Genomic DNA, 22,175 nt, shown 5'->3' with positions numbered 1-22,175 from the left:
CCGACCCGAGCGGTGACAGCACAGCGTTCTACGCCTAGGTCCGTTTGACTTGCTGAACGCGGGTCCCGGGCGGCGCCTCATGGGCCTTTGCCCTTTGGGCAAGGTGACGGCCATCGACCGCATCCGGCTGCCGGAGCGCACGGCGCATGCAAGGTCAGACGCCGGCCCGCTCAGTGCCCCACAACCCGTTCGGCCTGTTGCATTGCGAGGCTACGGCGATGGCCTCCCGCTCCACGGAGGCGAGCTTCTCGGGAGGCTTGGCGACGAAGCTGCGACGCAGGCTCTTCTGGTACCGGAATCGGCTTGCGTGATGGCCAGGGTCGGCGCTTTCGTCCTCTTCACGATGGCTCCGGCGTTGGGCGAAGGCGACCCGGTACGTAGGGCCGAGCCGATCCCGCGGTGGGCGGAACTCGTACCGGCGCGGCCGCTCATCGGGGCGGGTCGAAGCTGAACGGGTAGCTCAGCGTGTGCTGGATTCCGGCCACGAACCGGAAATCCTGGTTGCGGTCGCCGCCGAACCCGACGCCGGCGCTGCCCGAGAGGACGGTTTGGGGCGTCAGCAGGTAGCGGACACCGACCTCGGCCATGTTCGACGCGCGCCTGCGGTCCCTGTCCGTCTCACGGTAGACATCCGCGACGACGACCAACTCGTTCGTCACGGGCTGGCTGTAGGCCACGCCGACGCGGTAGCGGTCCGTCCTCTCGGCATCGCGACCCGTGAGCGGGTCGAAGTTGTGGAACCAAGACGCGTTGAAGTGGATCTGACGCGGCACGTAGGAGAATGGCGACGTTCCTTCGGGGTCCGGCGTTCCCAGCGACTTCGTCGCGAGGAACTTCAGCTCGGTCTCGGTCCCGCCGTTCCGATACCCATAGGGTCGGCTCACGCCGGCCGCCACCGCGAAGGCCGGCAGATAGAGGCTTTCCGTGTTGAGGTTGTAGAGGCCCTGAACCGTGGCGGCACCCTGCTTCGTCTCGCTCGCATCGCCAACCGCGTATGGCGTCTCGACTGACAGTTGGAAGTTCTTGGTCGCGCCCCACTCCACGCGCGGGACCACGAACAGGCGACTCCGGCCGTCAGGGTCACTCCGGGGAACCCTGTCGTAGCGGAGGTACCCCTGGATCTCCAGGCCGTTCTCCTTGATCGGGTAGGCATCCTCGATGACGACGGGCAGGCCCTGTTCGAGGTTCGTATGGTCGGCGGCTCGCACCGGGAGGGCGTCGCAGGCAATGATGGCGAACGCGGCGGCCCCGGCGGCCAGGCGCACGTGATGCTTCATGACGGAGTTCCTGTCGGGCGTCGGGGCAGTCAGCGGGAGGCGACGCGGGCGGCGCCCAGCGAGGGCTCGACGCCCATGTCGATGGGAGCGATGTCGGGCATGCGCTCGGCCTTCCGTCGCCAGTTCGCCTCCATCGTCTCGGTCATCATCCGCGGCGTCTCGCCCGGTTCGGTCGCGCCGGGCATCATCCTCATCCCGGGCGCGACACGCATTATGGCGTCGTGCAGAGAGCCCGGGATCTCGCCCGGCTCAATGCCGAGCCGCCCGTTCTTCATCATCTGCTGCATGACGGCGGACTTCTCCGCCTTGGATAGCCCCCCAGGGTACATCATGGGCAGCATCTCCATAAGCATGTCCATCATGATCATGCCCATGGCGCCCTGTGGCGAACGCACCCAGTTCGGGTAGGTGCGCGGGTCGTATGCGGGATGGGGCTCGCCGAACTTGCGGGCGTAAGCCTCGTCCCCCGGTTGGTACCCCATGGCCTGGATGACGCGGTACATCTCGGCCCGCTTCTCCTCGACGGACCAGCCCTTGTAGGCGAGGATCGAATAGGCGATGCCGTGGAGCATGTGCAGATTGTCGAAGATGTTCGCGCTCTCCGGGGTCATGCGAGAGTAGCGCGGCATGATCTCGCGCGAGAGCACCATCCGGCCCGGGCGGTTCGGGATGACCTCGCGATGCATGACGTCCTCCACGCCCTTGATGGCGGCCTCCTGGTCCTGGTTGCCCGAGATCATCTGCGCCTCGTAAACCGCCGGGTGCCACCAGTGCGCGACGTAGAATAGGCTTTGGTCGAGCGGATAAAAATTCCGGAAGTAATTGAAGTAGGGCTTCATCATGATGCCCGCGCGCCGCATCGTCAGCTCCAATGGCGCCGGACTACGCGGGACACCCTCGGTCTGCATGGTCAAGTAATACTTGACCGCACGATCTGTCCAAGCCTTCTTCTCGGCCCACGGGATCTCACGAAAGGCCATCACGTCGTAAGTCTGCTCGTGGTGCATATGCGTCCAGTCGATGGTCCGAAACAGCGTGTGCATCGCCCGGTCGACATAGGACGAGTAGTACGGCATCTCCGGCTCGGTCGCCGGCGGGTTGAGCAGCCACTCCAGAGCTTCCTGGTCGAAGCGCGCATCGACCGCGGCGTGGTCCTCGAAGCGCGTCAACTGCAGCAGGTCGTGTTGCTTCGAGTGGAAGAAGTGCATGCCGGCCCCGATGCGGTAGGCCAGGTTGTGCCGGTAGAAGAATGCCAGGTTGTAGGGGCCTCGCAGGAAGTCGACGCCGTTGCGCTGTTCGAGCGCGAACGCCCGCCTCGCGCCCGCTCCTTGCGCCGCCAGTGCGACCGCGGATGCCGCGGCGCCACCCAGGAACGCTCTCCGCGTCGCCATCCTCATTTGTCCCCTCCAAGATTATACCCCAATGGGGTAAAACCGTCGGGAACCGGGGTCAAAGGCTATTCACCCGTGATCCCTTGGGCGGTTCTCATCGGGCCGAAGTGTTGCCTCACCGCCACTCTTGAGGGCGAGGGACAGGGCGGGCCTTGTCGGCCATGCGCCGGCTTCCGCCGCCTGGAGGTGTGCCGGGACCGATCCCCCCAGTCCGCGGCGGCTGGTCGGCCTGCCAGGACCGAGCCGACCATCGCTATGCATGGCCCAAGGCCCGCGGCCGTTCCAGGGCCGCATCGCGCTTGGACGCCAGGGGGCGTACAGGTTGTGCCGCCCGCGGTCCCGCGGCGCCGGTCGGCCTTCGGGACCGCGCATGCGTCCGGGCCGCAACGCCGGGATGCGGCACGAGGGGCGACCCGGTCGTGGCAGGGCGCTCGCAGCGCCTGACATCCGACAGTCCTGCCCTCGGCTACACGATCCTGCCGATAAGGCTGCCGATCTCGTCGGCCAGGCGCTGCCGCTCCTCCTGCGAGAGGTTGCTCGCGACGGAGGCTTGCACCAACCCGTGCATATGGTCGCGGATCATGTCGGACTGCACTCGGCGCAACGCGGCGATGACGGCATCGATCTGGTGCGCGACGTCGACGCAGTATCGCTCCGTCTCGATCATTTGCTGGATGCCACGCACCTGCCCTTCGATGCGACGCAGCCGGGGGAGTTGCTGCTTGTGGTTGACCGTGATCCCACCGTGGTCCTTTTCGGAACCCGACATGCTGCCTTGCGCCTCTGATGGGACGGGCGGCCGCCGGCCCAGGGTTTTGGAACCATACCCTGCCAGGGTATGTTGCCTCTTCGTCGTGGGCCCGCTCCGCGCGGGCGGGCCCACGCAGCCATAGTAAGGCTTGGCCGAACGTCCAACAATGCGAGCGACACAATGCACCAGATGAGACCGGACATGCAGGCATGCATCGACGAGTGCCTGCGCTGCTACCAGACCTGCCTCGGCATGGCATCCAACCACTGCCTGCCCGCCGGCGGGAAGCACGTCGAGGCGGAGCATCTTCGCCTCATGCTCGCCTGCGCCGAGATCTGCCGCACCTCGGCGCACTTCATGCTCCTCGGCACGAGCCATCATAAGCACACCTGCCGCGAGTGCGCCGACGTGTGCGAGGATTGCGCGCGGAGCTGCGAGCAGGTGGGCGATATGCAGCACTGCGTCGACCAGTGCCGCCGCTGCGCGGAAAGCTGTCGGAAGATGGCGGCCTGAACCGCTCGTCCGGGGCGGCTCAGGACACGGCCGCTCGGCGGCATTCCCTGCGCGCCGCCTCGTCCCGGTTGTCCCGCCGGCCCTTCTGACCGATGCCCTGCCCGGGCCGGCTTGGGAGGTGTCAGGTGCAATCGCTTCGGGCCTCATGGCACATATCACTGCTCCCGCGCCCGGACAGCCGAGCCGGCCAGTCCGCCGGAGGGATCCACCAGGCTTCGCGGCGAGTTCATCGGTTCGTCGGACGCCATCCTTGTCGGGGCCGGGCTGGCCCCGGGCTGCGCCAGGCTCTCCGGCATCCCAGAGGCTCCCCGCTCGCCTTCATGGGCGTGGAGGAATTGCGAGGAAGGCCGACCAGCTCGTGCCGCGTGCCGCTGGGACCACTGGCGGCGCAGCGTCCTCGAACGGCGTCGCCACGGCCAGCGCACCGCCGGCCCGCGCGGGGCGAGATCCCCGCATGCCGACGATGCACGTACAGGCACGGTGCCGGACCGTCAGCGCCCGGGCCCAGAACATGCGGATGGGCGGGACCAATCGGCGCGGCGGGACCGCCTCGCCTGCGTGGCGGTCGCCGTGGGCGGCCCCCGGGTCTCGCGCCGTCGGCCCCGGCCTTGATGCGCAACGGACGCAGGCCGCAGTGCGCCCGTCACCTTGCGCCGCGGACTCGCCCACGGCAGTCCGCTTCTCATGTGTGCGGGACCGCCGGTTAGGAAAAGCTTCACGGGATGAGCCGCGGCACTGATCTCCGGGAGCTGCTATCGGCATGCCGCCTGGGCGCGTGCGCCCCGCCATCACCGACGCCTCTCGCATCTGTTGCACGGTTGCGACACCCTCCCGCCATCATCGGAAACCCTGCCTGCGCGTCCACGGCCCTGTGGTGCCTGATACCCCGACCAGGCATATTCGGGAGCCACGACCACCAAGCCCCCGAATATGACGAACGTGAACGACGCCTGGATCGGCAATCTCATCCGGCACTGGCGCGAGGACCCAGGCGCCTCCTACAGAACGTGGTTCCTGTGGGAGGAGCGCATCAAGAACTTCCGCTCGATCCGGCGCGGCATCCAGGCGGTCATAGACGAGATCCGGTCCGACACCTTCGGCAACGCCTACCGCGGCTCCTCGCTGGAGACCATCGTCTCCTCCATCGCCGAGCAGCGCCAGGTGTTCAAGGGCGCCGACCATGCCTTCCTCTGGAAGCCCAAGCTTCGCATCCCTGACATCTACGAGGATCGGGCCAACCAGCTGGCCTTTGGGCGCTTCCTCGACGCCTGCCTTTGCTGCAACGCCGAGGCGCAGGTCCTGGCGGCCATCCGAACGCTCGACCAGTCGCGCATTAAAGGGCTTGGCCCGGCCGCGGCGAACCTGCTGTACTTCCTGCATCCGACCGTGGCCTCCCCGTTCAACACCGCCATCGTCAAGGGCTTCAACGCGCTCATGGGCGCCAACGTGAAGCTCGGCAGGTGGGACGAGTACCTCGCGATGCGCCAAGGCATCCTTGCCCTCAACGCCGCCCACCGGACGCTCCTGTCGAACGACCTCGGCGCCGTGGCCGGCTTCCTGTTCGACGTCGGGTCGGGGCGCTACCCGCTTCCCGAGCGGGATGCCACCGGGGCGCTGGAGCGATGGCGGGAGGATCTCGAACGCGTGCGGGCGGAGGCGGCCGGCGCCGCCTCGAAGGCGGCCCAGGCCGCAAGCGAGGCCGACCATACCCACACCGAGATCCAGGGCTGGCTCCGGGACCTCGGGCTCGCGCTCGGTTTCGACGTCTGGGTCGCCTCGAATGACGGGGGCCGTCCTTACGCAGGCGGCAGGCTGTCCGACGGCTGCCTCGACCGGTTACCCGAACGGCTCACCGCCAACGGAACGGCCGAAACGGTCCGGCTCATCGACGTGATCTGGCTCGAAAAGGCGAGCAGGGACGTGGCGGCGGCCTTCGAGGTCGAGCATACGACGAGCATATACTCCGGGATCGTGCGGATGCTCGACTTGGCGCTCGGCGTCGAGGGCGGGACGGCCCGCAACCTCTTCCTCGTCGCGCCCGACAACAGGGAGGAGGACGTCCGGGCGCAGTTCGCCAGACCTGCCTTCTCGCGTGTGAGCGAGCTGGATCTTCGTTACCTGCCGTACAGCGAGCTGCGGGGGCATCGCGAGACCATCGCGCGCTTCGGAACCGGCCTCAAGGGAGTGCTGGCCATCGCACGGCCGGTCGGCGCGCCCAGGTGATGTCCAGGCCGCGCGGCCCCTCTCTCCGGCCTAGTGAGACATCACGAGCGTTCGTGCCGGCCGCGCCGGCCAAAGCCGACTCGGGCACCCCGTCCCCTCGACGACGCTGACTTACGCTTGGCCCCGGCTGCTTCGTAAGGCGCATCCGGGCAAATCGCGGGGGATGCGGACAACTACCGCCTTGGGCCGGTGGCCACCTTTCCGCGGTCAACCTGATCGGGCATCCACCCCGGTGGTCGACGCCGTCAGCACCCCGCCGCGACGAAGGGCCCACTCAAGAGTGGGATATACCCCGAGGGGGTTCGGGACACGTATTCCGAACACCTGCCCGTTTCCTGGAACCAGGTGTCAAGGCGTCCGGAGCGGCGGGACCGTGGCAATCCGTTCCGACGCGGAGCGCACGGCGGGGCCTGCGTCAAACCGCCCCGCGCCGCGGTAGGGATGAAACAGCTTCGCGGGCGGGGTGTTGGAAGCCTGCCTACCCCGATGGGGTATAGGCGGATGCGCAACCCGGGCGGGTTGGCTTCCGATTCTTGGCTCATCGGCAGGAGATCCCTCATGTCGCATCGCTCGCACCACCAAGTCCCTGCGAACGACCACAACGTTCAGGAGGACTTCGGCGACTACCGATTGCTCATCGGAGAGCGAGATCCCGACGCCTACCCCGGCACCGGCCGGATGGACATCGCCTTCGGCCGAGGCGGGAGCGACTATCTCGCCGGCCGAGGCCAAGACGATGACCTGCAGGGCGGCAAGGGCAACGACGTCCTCCTGGGGGGCGCCGGCATGGACCACCTCGACGGCGGCAAGGGAAACGACGTCCTGATCGGCGGCGGGGCCGCGGACGCATTGCGTGGCGCCGAAGGGAACGACTATCTCAACGAGGGCGTCGGACACGGCGATCTTGAGGGCGGTCCCGGCAACGACATCCTGACAGGCGGTCCGGGAGGCGATGCCTTCGTCATCTCGCCCGACAGCGGCAACGACGTCATCACCGACTTCTCCGCCGGTCCCGGCATCCTGGACCACCTCGCGGTACGGGACCTCGCGCCCGAGGACCTCAGATTCCAAGACACTTCCGCCGGTGTGAAGATCAGCTGGGACGTGACCGGGGGCGAGGGCTCGGTCCTGCTGGCGGGCGTCCGGAAGACGGACCTCGCGCAGGACGATTTCATGTTCACGGACGACAGGATGCTCATTCAGCCGACGAGCGCGGACGCGGACCACGTCACCGCCTTGAGCTACGCGAAGGACGAGGGCTTCAACCTCGGTGCCCCGAACCCGGGGAGTGACACCGGTTCCGCAAACACGTTCCGCTTCGACGAGTTCAACGTAAGGGAAGGCTCCAGCCAAGCCGATACGTTCCAAGGCACCGGCGAGCGGGACTACTACTTTGGCCTAGGCGGGAACGACCTGCTGTTCGGGGCTGCCGGGGACGACGATCTACGCGGCGATGCCGGCGACGACGTCCTCGACGGCGGTGCGGGCCAGGACGACCTCAGGGGCGGCGCCGGCTCGGACCGGTTGTACGGCGGCGATCAGGCCGACAACCTCATGGGCGAGGACGGCAACGACAAGCTCTACGCCGGCGCCGGCCACGACATGCTCGACGGCGGCAAGGGGAACGACGAGCTGAACGGCGGCGACGGCGCCGACGCCTTCATCGTGGGACCCGATACCGGGAACGACGTCGTCACCGGCGGCTTCGACGCCGGCCCGGGCGCCTTCGACCATATCGCATTCCGGGACATCCTGCCGAGCCAAGTCACCGTTGCCGACGGGGTCTCGGCGCACGACGACGGGCACACCGGCGTCCTGGTCAGCTGGCAGACGGACCAGGGCAACGGGTCGATCTTCCTTGAAGGCCTGACGAAGAGCCAGATGGCCCAGGACGATTTCATGTTCAACGCGGACGACGGACGGGCAGGCGCCTTCGTGAACGACCCGGCCATCACGTCGGTCGGCTCCCAGCTCATCTTTCAATAGCCGGCGATACCTGCGGCTGGCGAGCCTCACCTGCCACGGTGTCTGAGGCAGGATGGTGCCCGCGGCACGGCCGCGAGCGCCCGACCATTTCCCCAAGCCGCCGGACCGTGCGTTCCCACGCCGGCCTAGATCCCCGGACCACCCCGTAGCAGGGCCGCCACGATGAGCCGCATCGAGAGTTCGTCCACCCCCGGGGGTGCCGAGGTCGGGGAGGAGGGGGGAAGGCCCGCTCCGCGGGGCCGAAGCCGCGCTTCCCGCGGTCGGTCTGCTCAGCGCCTTCGCCAACCTCCTCCGCCTGTCGACGACCATGCGGGGCGGGCGTTCGCGGAGGATTGACGCCGTCGACATGCGGGCCACGTCGCCTAGGCGTCCCAGGCCACGGAGGGGCCCTGCCTCGGGTGGGGGCGGTCAGCAGGAGAAGGGAATGGAGCGGATGCCGGCGCAAAGCCCAGTCCTGGGTGATTTCGGGTTCGTGGCCCTCGTGCTGCTCATGGCCATGGGCCTTGCGCTGCTAGCCGTGGCCGCGTTCGCGCGCGCGCCAACGCGGACCGTCCGCGCTCCCCCCGCGTGGGCGCAGTTCCGCTTCGGTTACGCGGTCTACGCGCTGATCTTCCTCGCCTTCGACATGGAGATGATCTTCATGTACCCGTGGGCGGTCGTCTTCGCCGACATCGGCATGAGCGCCTTCCTCGACATGCTGGTCTTCATCGCGCTCCTGTCGGCTGGCATCGCCTACGCCTGGGGCATGGGCGGGCTGCGATGGGAGTAGCGGCGGCCTTGGCGGTCCTGGGCGCCCTGCTCGGGGGGGCTGCCCTGACGCTCGCGGTCGAGCACGCGTTCGTTCGCATCGACCAGGAGGCCGGCCCGGCGCGGCACACCGAGCTGCGGCACAACCTCCAACTGCCCAACGCCGACCGATGGCTGCTGCCGGCCGGTCCGGTCGTGGCGCTCGCGGGCGTCGCGCTCGCCATGGTCGTGCTGCCCCTCGGCCCCGGGTTGATCGGGAGGGACCTCGGCATCGGCCTCTTCTACGTCATCGTCGTCGTGGATTTCGTGGTGCTGGGCCTGGCTCTCGCCGGCTGGGGCGCGAATACCCCCGAGGGGGTCGAGGCATGCTACCGCATCGTCGCCCAGCTCGTGGCGTACGTCGTGCCGCTCGGGCTCGCCTACGTCGGCGTGATCATGATGGCCCGTTCGTTGTCGACCGTAGTGGTGGTCGACGCGCAGCGCGGCCTCTGGTTCGTCGTCCTACAACCCTTGGGCTTCCTGCTCTACGTCGTCACCGGGCTGATGCAGTCGTATCGCGCCCCGTTCCTGGAGCCGTTCGCGGCCTCGCTGGGCGGCGGCGTGCTCGGTGTCGTGGGCGGCTGGTCCGCGCTCGTGTGGCGGGTCGCACTCGCCGGCGTGCTCCTGGTCGTCGCCGCGGTCGGGGCGGTGCTCTATCTGGGAGGTCCCTCGGGTCCCTGGCTCCCGGGATGGGCCTGGATGCTCGCCAAGACGTACGGCCTGATGGCGCTGATGCTCGGGCTCGGGCGCCTCGTTCGCCCGCTCTCGACGGCGGAGACGCTGGCCCTCTCCTGGAAGATCCTGATCCCACTCGGCCTCGTCAACGTGCTCCTCGTCGGCGGCCTGATCCTCCTCGGGGTGGGGCCCGGCGCATGATGGCCGCCTTCGATATCCTTGCCTTCGGGGCCTGCTCCTTCGTCGCCGTCGCCGGCGCGCTCGGCATGGCGACGACGATGAGTATGTTCCGCTCCGGCATCTTCCTGATGGCCTCGTTCATCGGCGTCGCCGGCCTGTTCATCCTGCTGTCGGCCGACCTGATCGGGCTGCTCCAGGTCATGATGTACATCGGGGGCTTCCTCGTCATGATCCTGTTCATGGTGCTGGTCATGCACGATCCCGGCGGGGCGATGATGGCCGGCATGGAGCTGTCCCCGCTGGAGCGCTGGTTCAGCAAGGGCCTGGTGCCGCGCGACGAGGCCACAAGCGCGGGACAGGACGACCCTGCGAGCGGCGAGGGCCGCAGCCACGCCGGGAACCGGCACGAGGGCCATGCCATGCCGCACGGCGAGGGACGGCACGGCCACGCGCGCGACCACGGGGGCGGTGCCATGCCACACGGCGCCCACGGCGGACATGCGGAGCACCGGCACGCAGACCACCAGCACGGGGATGGCGGCCACGGCGGAATGGACATGTCCATGGTGACGCCCGTGCGCCCCCTCGCGGCCTGGCTCGCAGCCGCCGCCGGGGTCGTCCTAGTGGGCATGCTGTTCCTGCGGCCGGCTTGGCCCGTGACCGACGCGGTACCGGATCCCGACTCGGCCCGGCGGGTCGGCAACCTTCTCATGGACAAGTACATGGTCGCTTTCGAGGGCGCAGGCTTCCTGATCCTGATTGGCATCTTCGGCGCCGTGCTGCTTGCCCGGCCCTCGACCCACCCGGACGACCCCTCGCGCGCCGCAAAGGCCGCCGTCGACGCGAAGCCGGAGGCCATCCGGGACGACCGATTGGCTCCGCTCGCGGAAGCGGGCGGCGCGCCCGAACCGGAGCACCACGGGAGCCACCACGGACACGAGGACCACGTCGGATGACCGTGCCGCTGACCGCCTATCTCGTCGTCGCCGCGCTCCTGTTCGCCATCGGCGTCTACACTGTCGTCGCCCAGCGCTCGGCGGTCATGGTCCTGATGGGGGTCGAGGTGCTCCTCAACGCCATCGGCCTGAACGTCGTCGCGTTCTGGCGCTTCACCGCGCCGACCGACTACTCCGCGCAGGTCCTCGCCATCCTGGTCGTCACCGTGGGGGCTATCGAGATGGCCATCGGTCTCGCCCTCGTACTGCTGCTCTACCGGCAGCGCCGGACCGTCGAGGTCGACGCCTACACCGACCTGAACGGATGACGGCGCTCCTGGCCATCCCCCTCCTGCCGCTCCTCGCGGCAGTCACGGCCCTCGCCGCCGGCCGGCGCCTGCCATGGGGCGGCGGCGAACTCGTGGTCGCCGGGGTCGCCCTCTCCCTCGTCGCGCTCGCGCTGGTCCCAACCGGGGCAACGATGACCGTGAGCTGGTTCGAGAGCGGGGACTACCGGCTGACCGTCGGGCTCGCGGCGACCCCTCTCACCCGGTTCGTCGCGATGGTCGTCGCCGGCGTCGCCGTATGCGTCGCCACCTACGGGGTCGGATACATGGGCGGCCGCCCGGACCGGCCCCGCTTCTTCGCCGAACTCGGCCTGTTCGTAGGGGCCATGCTGGCCCTCGTCCTGGCGAACTCCCTCGCGCTCCTGTTCGCGGCCTGGGAGATGGTCGGTTTGGCGTCCTTCCTGCTGATCGGCTTCGAGCACGCCGCGCCGGGGGCCGCCGGTGCAGCCTCCAAGGCGTTCCTGATGACGAGGGCCGGCGACGTCGGCCTCCTGCTCGGATGGTTGCTGGCGCTCGCAGCCACGGGGACCACGGACGTCGACGCGCTCGCCGGGGCCGTCGAGGCGGGCAGGGTCGCTCCCGGCGCGGTGACCGCGATGGCGCTCCTCATGCTCGCCGGCGCGCTCGGCAAGAGCGCCCAGCTGCCGTTCTCCGCGTGGCTCCCCGACGCCATGGTCGGGCCCACCCCGGTCTCGGCCCTGCTGCACTCGGCCACCATGGTCGCCGCCGGCGTGTTCCTCGTCCTTCGCCTCGACGCGGTCTTCGCCGCGGCCCCGCTCGCGATGGCTGCCCTGTTCTGGGTCGGTGCGGTCACGGCGGTCTTCGCGGCGCTCGTCGCGACCGCCGAGGCGGACCTGAAGCGGGTGCTCGCCTGGTCCACCTGCTCCCAACTCGGCGAGATGATGGTCGCGCTCGGCCTCGGCGGCGCCCGCGCCGCGGCCTTCCACCTCGCGGTGCATGCGGCCTTCAAGTCAACCCTGTTCCTGGCGGCAGGCATCGTGCAGGAGCGGGCGGGCACGCGCGCGCTCGACCGCCTGGGCGGTTTCCTCCGCGCCCTGCCCCTCGCGGGAGCCGCCTTCCTCGTCGCGGCCCTCGCACTCGCCGGCGTTCCGCCGCTCTCCGGATTCTGGAGCGAGGAGGGCATCCTCGCCGTCGCGTCGCAACACGGTCCGGGGGCGGGGGCGCTCGTCGTGCTGCTCGTCCTTCTCGGCGGGACCTACATCGGTCGCGCGGGGACCGCAGCCTTCCTAGGCCGGCGCCGAGACCGGGCCGGGACCGGCAAGACCGCCTGGACGATGCGCGCGGGCACGCTCGCGCTGGCGCTCGCCGCGGCGGTACTCGGCTGGCTGCTGGCCGGCAGCCTCGGCGCCCTCCTGCCGTTCGAGGCCGACCCCGGGGCGGAGGTCTCCTTGCGGAACCTCGGCATCGCGGCCGGCCTCCTCGGCCTCGGCATCGGGGTTGCCAGGGGAAGGGGCGGATCACCCGCGCTCGGCCCGTGGCCGGCTCGGCTCGCCGCCGGGCTTTCGGCGGCCACGGCGGCCCCGGCACGCTGGACGACGCAGCTCGCCCGGCGCCTCGGACCCCTTGAGGACGCGCTCGACGCGGCGGCCCGACGCGTCGCCGGGTGGACCTGGGGCGCCGGCGAGGCGGCCGGTCGCATCGAGGTGCGCGGCTTCGCACGCCTGGGGGACGGGCTCGCGGCTTGGCTGGCCGCCGGGGGCGAGCGGCTCCGCGCGCTCCAAGCCGGCCGCCTCTACCTCTACACGCTCGGCCTGTTCGCCTGGGCCACGGCCGCCCTGGCGGCCGGCGCCCTCCTGCTCTGGCCCTGAACCCGAGTTGACCCGATGCTCACGGCGACGATCTTCCTCCCCCTCCTGACGGGCCTCGTCGTGCTGGCGTTGCCGCGCGGCCGCCCGGGTCTCGCGCGTCACGTCGCTCTCGGCGGCGCGATCCTGACGCTCGCCGCGGCGCTGGCGCTCTGGGCCGGATTCGAGCCAGGGGGAGGCCTGCAATGGCGGGCGACCCTGCCGTGGATCCCGTCGGTCGGGGCGGCGTACGACGTCGCCGTCGGCGGCCTCTCCCTGTCGCTGATCCTGCTCACCGCCCTCCTGCTCACGGTGGTGATGGTCTACGTGCTGGGCGAGCACGACCGGGCGCACGCCCACGCCTTCCTCTTCCTCCTGCTCGCGACCGGGCTGATCGGATTGTTCGCGGCGCAGGACCTGCTGCTGTTCTACCTGTTCTTCGAGGTCGGCCTGGTGCCGATGTACTTCATCGTCGGCATCTGGGGCGGGGAGCGGCGGCGGTACGCGGCGCTCAAGTTCTTCCTCTACACCCGCGCCGGCAGCCTCGCCATGCTGCTCGGCTTCCTCGCCCTCTACCTCGCCATGGAGCCCCACACCTTCTCGCTTCCAGCCATCGTCCAGGCGCGGCCGCTGGACCGGACCCCGCTCGCGGGCGGCCTCGTCTTCCTGGCCCTCCTCCTCGGGTTCGGGGTGAAGCTCCCGGTGGTGCCGCTGCACAACTGGTTGCCCGACGCGCATGTCGAGGCGCCGACCGAGGGCAGCGTCGTGCTGGCCGGTCTCCAGCTCAAGATGGGCGGCTACGGCATGCTCGCCGTGCTGCTGCCGACCCTGCCGGACACGGTCGCACGGTTCGGCTGGCTTCTCGTCGCGCTGGCGTTGGCCTCGCTCCTCTACGGGGCCCTGGCGGCGCTGGCGCAGTCCGACATGAAGCGGCTCGTCGCCTACACCTCCGTCAACCACATGGGCTTCGTCACGCTCGGCGTCGCGGTGGCGGCGCTGGCCGGCAACGAGGGCGTGCGCCGGCTGGCGCTCAACGGCGCCGCCGTGCAGATGGTCAGCCACGGCTTCCTGACCGGCGGCATGTTCCTGCTCGTGGGAATGCTCCAGCACCGCGCCGGCACGCGGGAACTCGCCCGCTTCGGCGGCCTGATCGGCGCGATGCCGGCCTTCAGCGGGCTGTTCGGCCTGCTCGCCTTCGGCTCGCTCGGGCTCCCGGGCCTGTCCGGCTTCATCGCGGAGTTCCAGGCCATCGGCGCCGCCCTGCAGCTCTCCGCCTGGGTCGCCGCGCTCGCCGTCCTCGCGCTCGTCGTGACGACCGCGGTCTACCTCCGGTTGATGACGGGCCTGCTGATGGGTCGGGCGCCGCCCGACATGCCGGCGCTGCCGCCCCTCACGGCGGCCGAGGCGGGCGCGGCGGGGGCGCTCGCGGCCCTGGCGGTCGGCATCGGCGTCCTGCCGGCCGTCCTCGTCGCGCTGCTCGACGGCACGACCGCAGCCCTGGCGCACCTTCCATGACCGGCGGGCAGACGATGGGCGGCTGCATGGATCTCGGCGCCGTCGCGCCCGAGATGGTCCTGGCGGGAAGCGCCCTCGCGCTGGTCCCGGTTGCCGGCTGGGTCCGGGGCCGGTGGCGCCGCCTGCCCGCCGCCGTCGCGCTCCTCGCCCTGCTCGTCGCGATGGGCCTGACCGCGCCGATGCTGACGGCCCCGCCGCGCGAGGCCTTCTGCGGCACATACGCCGTCGATCCGTTCCGGGGCTTCTACCAGTTGGTCATCGAGGCCGGCGCCCTGGTGAGCCTGCTCGCGCTCGGGTCCCACTTCCGCGGGAGCGAGCAGGAACCGCACCACCCGGTCGCGCTGCTCATGGCGACCGTCGGTGGCATGGGGCTCACGGCGGCGACGGATCTCGGCCTCATCATCCTGTTCCTGCAGATGGTGAGCTTCCCCTCCTACCTGCTCGTCCTGCTCGTGCGGAGCGACGGACCGGCCCAGGAGGCGACGCTCAAGTACTTCCTCTACGGCGCCGCCGCGCTGGCGGTGATGGCCTACGGCCTCACCTTCCTGTTCGGCCTCACCGGCAGCCTGAACCTGCGGGCCATCGGGGCGGGGTTGGCCGGCGCCGACCGGGCCTGGGTGGCGCTGGCCTTCGGCTTGGTCCTCGTCGGCTACGGCTTCGAGATGACGCTGGTGCCGTTCCACGTCTGGGCCCCGGACGTGTTCCAGGGCGGGACGGCCCCCGCCTCGGGCTTCGTCTCGGTCGTGCCGAAGGTGGCAGCCTTCGCCGGCCTCATCCGCTTCCTGCTGGCGGCGATGCCGGACGGCCTCGCCGCCTGGCCGACCGTGCTCGCGCTCCTGGCCGCCGCGACGATGACCTTCGGCAACCTGGTGGCCCTCCGCCAGGCGAGCCTGAAGCGCCTGCTGGCCTATTCGAGCATCGCCCAGGCCGGCTACGTGCTGATGGGGGTTGCGGTGGCCGGGCAGGCCCCGGACGCCCTGCCGGCCATAGGCTATTACCTCGCGGCCTATCTCCTGATGAACCTCTCGGCGTTTGCGGTGGTCGCGCAGGTCGAGCGCATGACCGGGAGCGACGCCCTCGCCGCGATCCGCGGCCTCGGACGGCGGGCGCCGGGGCCAGCGGCGGCGCTGGCGCTCGCCCTCCTGTCGCTCGCGGGCGTCCCGCCGTTGGCGGGCTTCGCCGGCAAGGTCTTCCTGCTCGTGGCCGCCATCGAGGGCGGCTTCGCTTGGCTGGCCGTGGTGGCCGCCGCCAACATGGCGGTGGCGCTGTTCTACTACGCGGCCGTCATCGCGGAGACGTACTTCAGGGACCCGGACCGTGCCGAGGGGCCGGCATCCGGCTCCGGCTACGCATGGGCGCTCGGCTTGTGCACGGCAGGGACGCTGGGCCTCGGCATCGCGCCGGGCCTGGGGCGCGGGCTGGCACAGCTCGGCGCGACGCTGCTGCGGTAGGAGCGGCCGTGCCGGAGGGTGAGGGAGGTGCCGCCTCCCAGGGGCGCCCGGCCATGCGGGATGGCGTCGTCGCGCGGGGCCGGACGCCATCTCGCGAGGCTCCGGCGCTCGCCGGCTTCGCTCAGGCCGCCCGAACGGTCCGGTCGCGCGCTGACCTCTCCGTCGCGCGATCCCCATGCCCCGCCGGCCCGAGGGCCTTGGTGACCTCCTCGAAGCGCGCGCTCGCGTCGGACCAGGCTTGGGCGAAGTCGAACAGCTCGCGCATGGCCGGGGCGATCTCCTTGTAGGCGGCCAGGGCTGCGACGAGCGCGCCGAGCGAGAGCTGACCCTGCACGACGAGGTAGCCGCCGATCGAGAAGAAGAAGAACGGGGTGAGGTTTGAGGTGTAGTTGTAGAGGCCCTTGAGCCGGCCCTTCAGGTCGTTGATCTCGATGCGCACCCCCTCAAGCTTCCGGGCCTGCCGCATCTGCCGGCTCAGGTCGGAGGGCTCGCACGCCTCGCGGCCGGCCTGCCGCGCGAGCGCGGGAGCGGTGAGGAGCGCCCCCAGCTCCCGCGTGGCATGCACCCTTTGCCGGACCTTCGCGTTCAACCGCCCCTGCAACCGCGGCAGGATACTCAGCTGGACCGGCAGCATGATCAGGGCTGCCATGGCCAGGGCGGCGTTCTGCAGGAGGAGGAACACGATGCTGGTCACGAGCGTGCCACCTTGGACGAGCGGCACCACCACTAGGCTGCCGCCGAAGTAGCCGATGGGCTCGATCTCCTGGACCGCGACGGCGGCTAGCGTGGCCCCCCGTTCGGGGGAGCGCTCGCCGCGCGCGCGACGGACGACGGCGAGGCGGAGGCGGCGCACGAGGCGCTCGTTCACGCGCCCCCGGACCCGACTGACCGCGTACTTGGCGAGACCGCTGAGCGTGAGCACGGCCAGGTAGCTGGCGCACAGCGCGAACAGCAGCTCGATGCGGCCCAGATGGAGGCCGACGAAGGCCATCTTCGGGTGACCGTCGCCCGCGTCATCGGCAAGCGCGTGGTTGATGATGTGCTTGGGGATCTCAAGGAGGAGCCAGGCCGCCGGCAGCGTCAGGACGGAGAGGAGCACGAGACGGACCTGCAGCCGCGACGTCGCACGCACGACGTAGGACTCCAGCCGCGCCGCCACGGCCGGACGAGAGCTCGGCCGTCCCGGCTCGTCCATGGCCGCGGCGGGTGGCGGAAGCGCCGCCATCCCGCGGGTGCGATGCCACCGGGCGGCGGCCCAGCGCAGGCCCGACCGGGCAGCGAGCCAAGCGGTCCAGCCAGGCGCCACGACGAGGACCAGGACGGTGACGAGGTCCACCCACCAGTGGGTGCGGGTGTGGTCGAGGCCCAACGTCTGATGGATCAGGTCGTGGATGATCGGCGGGGTAAGCAACGGGTACTCCTGGCGACAAGGCTCTGGCGGTTGTCCGGGCAGAAGGGCGCAGCGCGCCTAGCCCGAATACCTCCGAATAGGCTAAGGCCTGCCTCTCCCGGGACCGCCGGAGGGGCGTCCGGCAGAACGAAGGCCGATCACGTTGGCTCCCTTTCCGCGGCCCGCCCGCATGCCTGGCGTAACGGCCAAGCTCTGGACGGCGTAGGCTACCGCGAACCGCAGCGCGGCCGTTCCCGACCGGGCGATTTGGGGACCAGCCCCTTCAGCCCGGTCTTGAACCGCCAGGACTGACGACGAGCGTTCGTGCATCGTCCGCGACGATGCGGACAACAGCCAACGCGTCGCGGCCGCGCTCTCCAAGCGTCCCGTAGAGGCCGGCCACCTCGGGCTCCCTACGGACGCGTAGGGCTTCGTCGATGATGCGATGCCACTCCGGCTGGAAAGTGATCAACCCATACAGGCCGGCGTTGCTCTTCGAGGGTACGACCTCGGTTGCGAGTACGTAATGGAGCCGGCACATACCGAGGACGAACCGTTCGACCCCGTCCGCCGCGAGGAGTGTTTCGTCCGCCGTATCGGGTCCGAGCCATATGCCCCAGCATCCATTGGCGCTGGCCAGGGCCCATCGTTCGAGATGGGCCGCACCACGCCAGAGCCCGGTGCCCGCGCAGAGTGGACCGCGAACGGTGACTGCGCTGGCCCTTAGGACGCTCCAAGTGAGCGGATGCTGGTCGTGGCACCCGGACTCGAAAAGTCGCCCCCGCTGGACGCAGGGGCTGTTCGGGACGGCAAGCGGGCCGGCCCGCAGGTCGTTCCAGGTCAGGTAGATGCCGTCGAGCGCCGGGGCCGGCCAACCGAGCGCGAGGTCGGCGTGGGCCTCGGCGAGGGCGGCCAGCTCCCCCCGCCCCGGGCGAGCCAGGGACACCGCCACGAAATTCACGTCGCTGAGCGGGGGCCGGAAGTCGCCCATGGCGGCGGAACCGACGAGGTACAAGGTCTCGACGAACTCCGGGACGACGGCATCGACCAGGGCGAGGTAGGCGTCCGCGACGCCGAGTGCGAGCGGGTGCGTGGTCACGGTCTCCACGGGCTCATGCGGTTGCTCGGAGGGGGAGGGGGCACGTCCCCGGCTTCGACTGCGCCGGGCCTGCACGCCGCGGGTTGGGCGAGGTCCGTCGGCGAAGGATGGCGATGCGCAGGTCACGGCCGCGTCTCAGCCGAACCGCGCCGCGCGCAGGCGCAGGGCGTTGCCGATCACGCTGACCGACGAGAGCGCCATCGCGGCCGCCGCGATGACCGGCGAGAGAAGGATGCCGAGGAACGGGTAGAGCAGTCCGGCGGCGACCGGCACGCCCAGCGCGTTGTAGATGAAGGCGAAGAACAGGTTCTGGCGGATGTTGCGCATCGTTGCCCGGGACAGGCCCCGGGCCCTGACGATGCCGAACAGGTCCCCGCGGAGCAGCGTAACGCCCGCGCTCTCGATGGCCACGTCGGCGCCGCCGCCCATCGCTATGCCCACGTCCGCCGCGGCTAGGGCCGGCGCGTCGTTGACTCCGTCACCAGCCATCGCCACGACCGCGCCGTGACCCTGGAGCGTCCTGACCACCTCCGCCTTGCGGTCGGGAAGAATCTCGGCCTCGACCTCGTCGATGCCGAGCGCCTTGGCGACGAACTCGGCCGTCGTCCGGCTGTCGCCGGTCAACATGACGATGCGCAACCCTTCCTCCCGAAGCCGTCGGAGGGCCTCGAACGTGCTCGTCTTGATGGGGTCCTCGATGGCGATGACGCCGGCCGGCTTCCCGCCCACGGCGACGAGGACCGCCGTCGCGCCTCGGCTCCGCACCTTCTCGGCCCGCGCCTGGAGAAGCGCCACGTCCGTCGCATGCTCCTCTAGGAAACGCGCGTTGCCGATGGCTACGCGACGCCCCTCGACCGTGCCGAGCGCCCCCTTGCCGGTCGGTGCCTCGAAGTCGGACGCCACGGCGCCCGGGACGACGCGCGCGTCCGCGGCCCGGACGATGGCGAGGGCCAGGGGATGCTCGCTCGCGCGTTCGACCGCGGCGGCGAGGCGCAGCACGTCGGCGTCCGTGAAACCGGGGGCCGGGAGCACGCCGGTGACCTTGGGCCTGCCCTCGGTTAGGGTCCCGGTCTTGTCGATGACGAGCGTGTCGACCTTCTCCAACCGCTCCAGGGCCTCGGCGTTCTTGACCAGCACCCCGTCCCGGGCGCCGCGACCGACCCCGACCATGATCGACATCGGCGTCGCCAGGCCGAGGGCGCAGGGGCAGGCGATGATGAGGACCGCGACCGCCCCGAGGAGCGCGTAGGTGAAGCGTGGCTCCGGCCCGAAGGCCATCCAGGCGACGAAGGCGAAGGCGGCGACGGAGATGACCACGGGGACGAACCAGGCCGCCGCATCGTCCACCAGGCGCTGGACGGGCGCGCGCGAGCGCTGGGCCTCGGCGACCATCGCGACGATGCGGGCCAGCGTGGTCTCGGACCCGACTCGCGTTGCGCGCATGACGAAGCCCCCGGTCGTGTTCAGGCTCCCGCCCACCACGAGGGAACCGGGCTCCACCGAGACGGGGAGAGGCTCGCCGCTGATCATCGACTCCTCCACCGCCGAGCGCCCTTCGACGACCTCGCCGTCGACCGGCACCTTCTCGCCGGGCCGGACGCGCAGGTGGTCCCCGACAGCCACCGCCGAGACGAGCACCTCCTCGTCGGCCCCTCCCGTCCCGAGACGCAGGGCCTTCTGCGGGGCGAGGTCGAGCAGCGCCCGGATCGCGCCCGAGGTGCGCTCGCGGGCCCCGTGTTCCAGCACCTGCCCGAGCAGCACCAGGACGGTGATGACCGCCGCGGCCTCGAAGTAGGCCGGCACCGCCCCGTCATGGCCGCGCAGGCCTTCGGGGAAGAGCCCCGGCGCCACGGTCGCGGCGACGCTGTAGAGGTAGGCCGCGCCGGTCCCGAGGGCGATGAGGGTGAACATGTTGAGGCGGCGGTTCACCAGCGACTGCCAGCCCCGCTCGAAGAACGGCCACCCCGCCCAGAGGACGACCGGCGAGGCGAGCAGCAACTGGACCCAGTTCGAGGTTTGCAGGCCGAGGCGGTCGACGAGGCCGGTCAGATGTCCCCCCATCTCCAGGGCGAAGACGGGCAGGGTCAGGACGAGGCCGACCCAGAAGCGGCGGCTCATGTCCTTGAGCTCGGCGTTCTCGACCGGACCGCTCGTCGGCGTGAGCGGCTCCAGCGCCATCCCGCAGATCGGGCAGCTGCCCGGTCGGTCGCGGCGGATCTCCGGGTGCATCGGACAGGTGTAGATCGCCCCGCCAGGGGCTTCCGGTGGCCCTTTGTCAGCCGCCAGGTAGCGTGCCGGCTCGGCCACGAACTTCGCGCGGCAGCCCGCCGAGCAGAAGTGGTAGGTCGCGTGCTCGTGCTCGGCATGGTGGGGCGTGACCGAAGGGTCGACCTGCATGCCGCAGACGGGGTCCGTCGCGGTTTCCCCGGCAGCGCACGCCGCGCCGTGGCCGTGACGGTTCCCGTGGGCATGGTGCGCATGGTGGGCGTGGGCCATGGGTTCAGACCTCCAAGCTGCCGCCGACGGCGGGCGGGACCGGGCTGGAGCGGACGTTCACGTGGCTTGCTCCGACAGGTTCTCAGCCGCCGCGCATGATGCGGTCGATGCGCGCCCCGATGCCGCGGACACGCGCCGCATGCTCGGCCCACAGGCGCCGAGCGATTGCCGAACGGGGATCGCTTTCCGTGAGGCGTGCCGCGGAAACCCCGCGGACGCTCCCCCGGAAGGAGGGTGAGGCGGTCCCGGCGAGGGAAGCGTCGGTCGCCGCGAGGCGGACCCGCACCCGCTGGCAGTACGTGGCGGAGCGCGGGCTCATCCGCTCCTCGCCGTGACCGGCCCTGTACTTCATCAGCGTGCGGCAGAGATCGCCCTTCGTGAGCTTCCAAGCTTGTGCGAGGTAGGCGACGCCGAAGCGGACGTTGGTCGCGGGATCGAGGAGGGCCCCGGCGGGACCCGTGTGACCGAGCATGGCCGCGGTCGTCGGCCGGACCTGCATCAGTCCGAGCTCGCCGACCCCGCCGACCGCGCCGGCATCGTACCCGCTCTCCACGTACGCGACGGCATCGGCGATGGCCGGGGGCACTCCGCGCGCTTCGGCCTCGCGCGCGAGCATCCGCCGATAGCTGGCCTGATCCGACGCCGTGCGAGCCGCATCGCCCGCGGATGACGTTACGGTAGGGGCGGACGCGCCCGCGGGCGCGTCCCCGACGGCGACCGCCGGGGATGAAAGGAGGAGTGCCGCGCACGGGACGAGGAACAGCCGGGGACGAGGCAGGACGAGGGCGCTCGGCACCCCCCCTCGCATGCCGGCGGCCGCTTCCGCGGACAGGGACGCCGCCCTCGTCGGGGATGATTGCCTCATCGCGGCTTCCGGAAGCGCGCGACCCCGAAGGGCGGCAGCTTCATCTCGGACATCGAGCGCATGCCGGTCGCGGTCATCCGTGGGTTCCCTTTGGGGGTGAGTCCGTGGGCGGGCGGGGTTTGGTTACAGGGCTCGCGCATCACCGCCCTCCCGTGTCGCGCTTGCCGCCCATGCCGGGCATGGTCATGCTGGGCATGCGGGAGTGGTCCATGCCCTCCATGCCGCCCGAGCCGGACCTCGGTGTCACGGCGCGGTTGAGCTCGCGCCAGTCCTTGGGATCGACCACGTCGTAGCGCGTCACGCCCGCGGTGACCGCGGAGTAGCGCGGCGCGCGCACGGCGGCGGCGGGGTTGGCCGGGGCAACCAGCCAGTCCGGCGCGGCGGTGGGCACGCAGGCCGCGAGCGGCAAGGCCGTGAGCGCCACGGCCGGCCTGAGGAAGGTGAGCATCGCTTCGGATCCCGAACGGGGGCTGGCGGCCGCGCTCAGGGG

18 protein-coding genes are annotated in these 22,175 nt (G+C 70.7%); 10 read left to right on the top strand and 8 right to left on the bottom strand.

Translation table 11 applies throughout. The features are described 5' to 3' along the window. Positions 1 to 428: 428 nt before the first annotated feature. The 3 genes from G4G93_RS07280 to G4G93_RS07270 form a co-directional block, all read right to left on the bottom strand. Positions 429 to 1,277, bottom strand: a complete 849-nt coding sequence (locus G4G93_RS07280; RefSeq protein WP_099956036.1) for a transporter — start codon at positions 1,275 to 1,277, stop codon at positions 429 to 431. Positions 1,278 to 1,306: 29 nt separating this feature from the next. Further along, positions 1,307 to 2,668 (bottom strand): hypothetical protein, encoded by a 1,362-nt coding sequence (locus G4G93_RS07275; protein ID WP_165082726.1) that lies wholly within the window; start codon positions 2,666 to 2,668, stop codon positions 1,307 to 1,309. 466 nt (positions 2,669 to 3,134) lie between these two features. Next, the gene (locus G4G93_RS07270; protein ID WP_165082724.1) at positions 3,135 to 3,437 is read right to left on the bottom strand and encodes a metal-sensitive transcriptional regulator; all 303 of its coding nucleotides are present in this window, start codon (positions 3,435 to 3,437) and stop codon (positions 3,135 to 3,137) included. 162 nt (positions 3,438 to 3,599) lie between these two features. On the opposite strand from G4G93_RS07270, the gene G4G93_RS07265 reads away from it, so the two are divergent. From G4G93_RS07265 to G4G93_RS07220, 10 genes are all read left to right on the top strand, one after another. Continuing rightward, positions 3,600 to 3,932, top strand: coding sequence for a four-helix bundle copper-binding protein (locus tag G4G93_RS07265; RefSeq protein ID WP_091887265.1), 333 nt, complete (start codon positions 3,600 to 3,602; stop codon positions 3,930 to 3,932). A gap of 930 nt (positions 3,933 to 4,862) precedes the next feature. Continuing rightward, the gene (locus G4G93_RS07260) at positions 4,863 to 6,155 is read left to right on the top strand and encodes a type II restriction endonuclease (protein ID WP_099956035.1); all 1,293 of its coding nucleotides are present in this window, start codon (positions 4,863 to 4,865) and stop codon (positions 6,153 to 6,155) included. A gap of 558 nt (positions 6,156 to 6,713) precedes the next feature. Further along, positions 6,714 to 8,141, top strand: a complete 1,428-nt coding sequence (locus tag G4G93_RS07255) for a calcium-binding protein (RefSeq protein ID WP_099956034.1) — start codon at positions 6,714 to 6,716, stop codon at positions 8,139 to 8,141. Positions 8,142 to 8,565: 424 nt separating this feature from the next. After that, entirely contained in the window at positions 8,566 to 8,910 is a 345-nt protein-coding gene (locus G4G93_RS07250) for an NADH-quinone oxidoreductase subunit A (protein WP_091887272.1), read from the top strand. A gap of 8 nt (positions 8,911 to 8,918) precedes the next feature. After that, the gene (locus G4G93_RS07245; protein ID WP_236012532.1) at positions 8,919 to 9,803 is read left to right on the top strand and encodes an NADH-quinone oxidoreductase subunit H; all 885 of its coding nucleotides are present in this window, start codon (positions 8,919 to 8,921) and stop codon (positions 9,801 to 9,803) included. Then, positions 9,800 to 10,738 (top strand): NADH-quinone oxidoreductase subunit J, encoded by a 939-nt coding sequence (locus G4G93_RS07240; RefSeq protein WP_091887277.1) that lies wholly within the window; start codon positions 9,800 to 9,802, stop codon positions 10,736 to 10,738. The genes G4G93_RS07245 and G4G93_RS07240 overlap by 4 nt, the downstream gene beginning before the upstream one ends. Then, the gene (gene nuoK, locus G4G93_RS07235; protein ID WP_060850433.1) at positions 10,735 to 11,046 is read left to right on the top strand and encodes an NADH-quinone oxidoreductase subunit NuoK; all 312 of its coding nucleotides are present in this window, start codon (positions 10,735 to 10,737) and stop codon (positions 11,044 to 11,046) included. Before G4G93_RS07240 ends, nuoK begins: the two co-directional genes overlap by 4 nt. Next, the gene (locus G4G93_RS07230; protein WP_091887279.1) at positions 11,043 to 12,893 is read left to right on the top strand and encodes an NADH-quinone oxidoreductase subunit L; all 1,851 of its coding nucleotides are present in this window, start codon (positions 11,043 to 11,045) and stop codon (positions 12,891 to 12,893) included. The genes nuoK and G4G93_RS07230 overlap by 4 nt, the downstream gene beginning before the upstream one ends. A 15-nt stretch (positions 12,894 to 12,908) precedes the next feature. Continuing rightward, positions 12,909 to 14,384 (top strand): NuoM family protein, encoded by a 1,476-nt coding sequence (locus tag G4G93_RS07225; RefSeq protein ID WP_091887281.1) that lies wholly within the window; start codon positions 12,909 to 12,911, stop codon positions 14,382 to 14,384. Continuing rightward, on the top strand, positions 14,381 to 15,835 hold the full coding sequence (locus tag G4G93_RS07220) for an NADH-quinone oxidoreductase subunit N (protein WP_091887283.1): 1,455 nt from the start codon (positions 14,381 to 14,383) through the stop codon (positions 15,833 to 15,835). Before G4G93_RS07225 ends, G4G93_RS07220 begins: the two co-directional genes overlap by 4 nt. A gap of 121 nt (positions 15,836 to 15,956) precedes the next feature. Here G4G93_RS07220 and G4G93_RS07215 read toward each other — a convergent pair whose 3' ends face one another. From G4G93_RS07215 to G4G93_RS07195, 5 genes are all read right to left on the bottom strand, one after another. After that, entirely contained in the window at positions 15,957 to 17,246 is a 1,290-nt protein-coding gene (locus tag G4G93_RS07215) for a multidrug ABC transporter ATPase (protein WP_091887284.1), read from the bottom strand. Between the two features lie 262 nt (positions 17,247 to 17,508). Further along, positions 17,509 to 18,324, bottom strand: a complete 816-nt coding sequence (locus G4G93_RS07210) for an aminoglycoside adenylyltransferase domain-containing protein (protein ID WP_175540102.1) — start codon at positions 18,322 to 18,324, stop codon at positions 17,509 to 17,511. Positions 18,325 to 18,459: 135 nt separating this feature from the next. After that, on the bottom strand, positions 18,460 to 20,820 hold the full coding sequence (locus G4G93_RS07205; RefSeq protein WP_099956033.1) for a heavy metal translocating P-type ATPase: 2,361 nt from the start codon (positions 20,818 to 20,820) through the stop codon (positions 18,460 to 18,462). An 82-nt stretch (positions 20,821 to 20,902) separates the two neighbouring features. Continuing rightward, entirely contained in the window at positions 20,903 to 21,436 is a 534-nt protein-coding gene (locus G4G93_RS07200; RefSeq protein ID WP_395411332.1) for a lytic transglycosylase domain-containing protein, read from the bottom strand. A 388-nt stretch (positions 21,437 to 21,824) separates the two neighbouring features. Beyond that, on the bottom strand, positions 21,825 to 22,175 hold a 351-nt coding region (locus tag G4G93_RS07195), incomplete at its 5' end, for a hypothetical protein (protein WP_409513819.1).

It is taken from the genome of Methylobacterium sp. DB0501 (genome assembly GCF_011043735.1).
GTDB classification, from domain to species: Bacteria; Pseudomonadota; Alphaproteobacteria; order Rhizobiales; family Beijerinckiaceae; genus Methylobacterium; species Methylobacterium alsaeris.
This window is presented reverse-complemented; position numbering and strand designations above follow the sequence as displayed.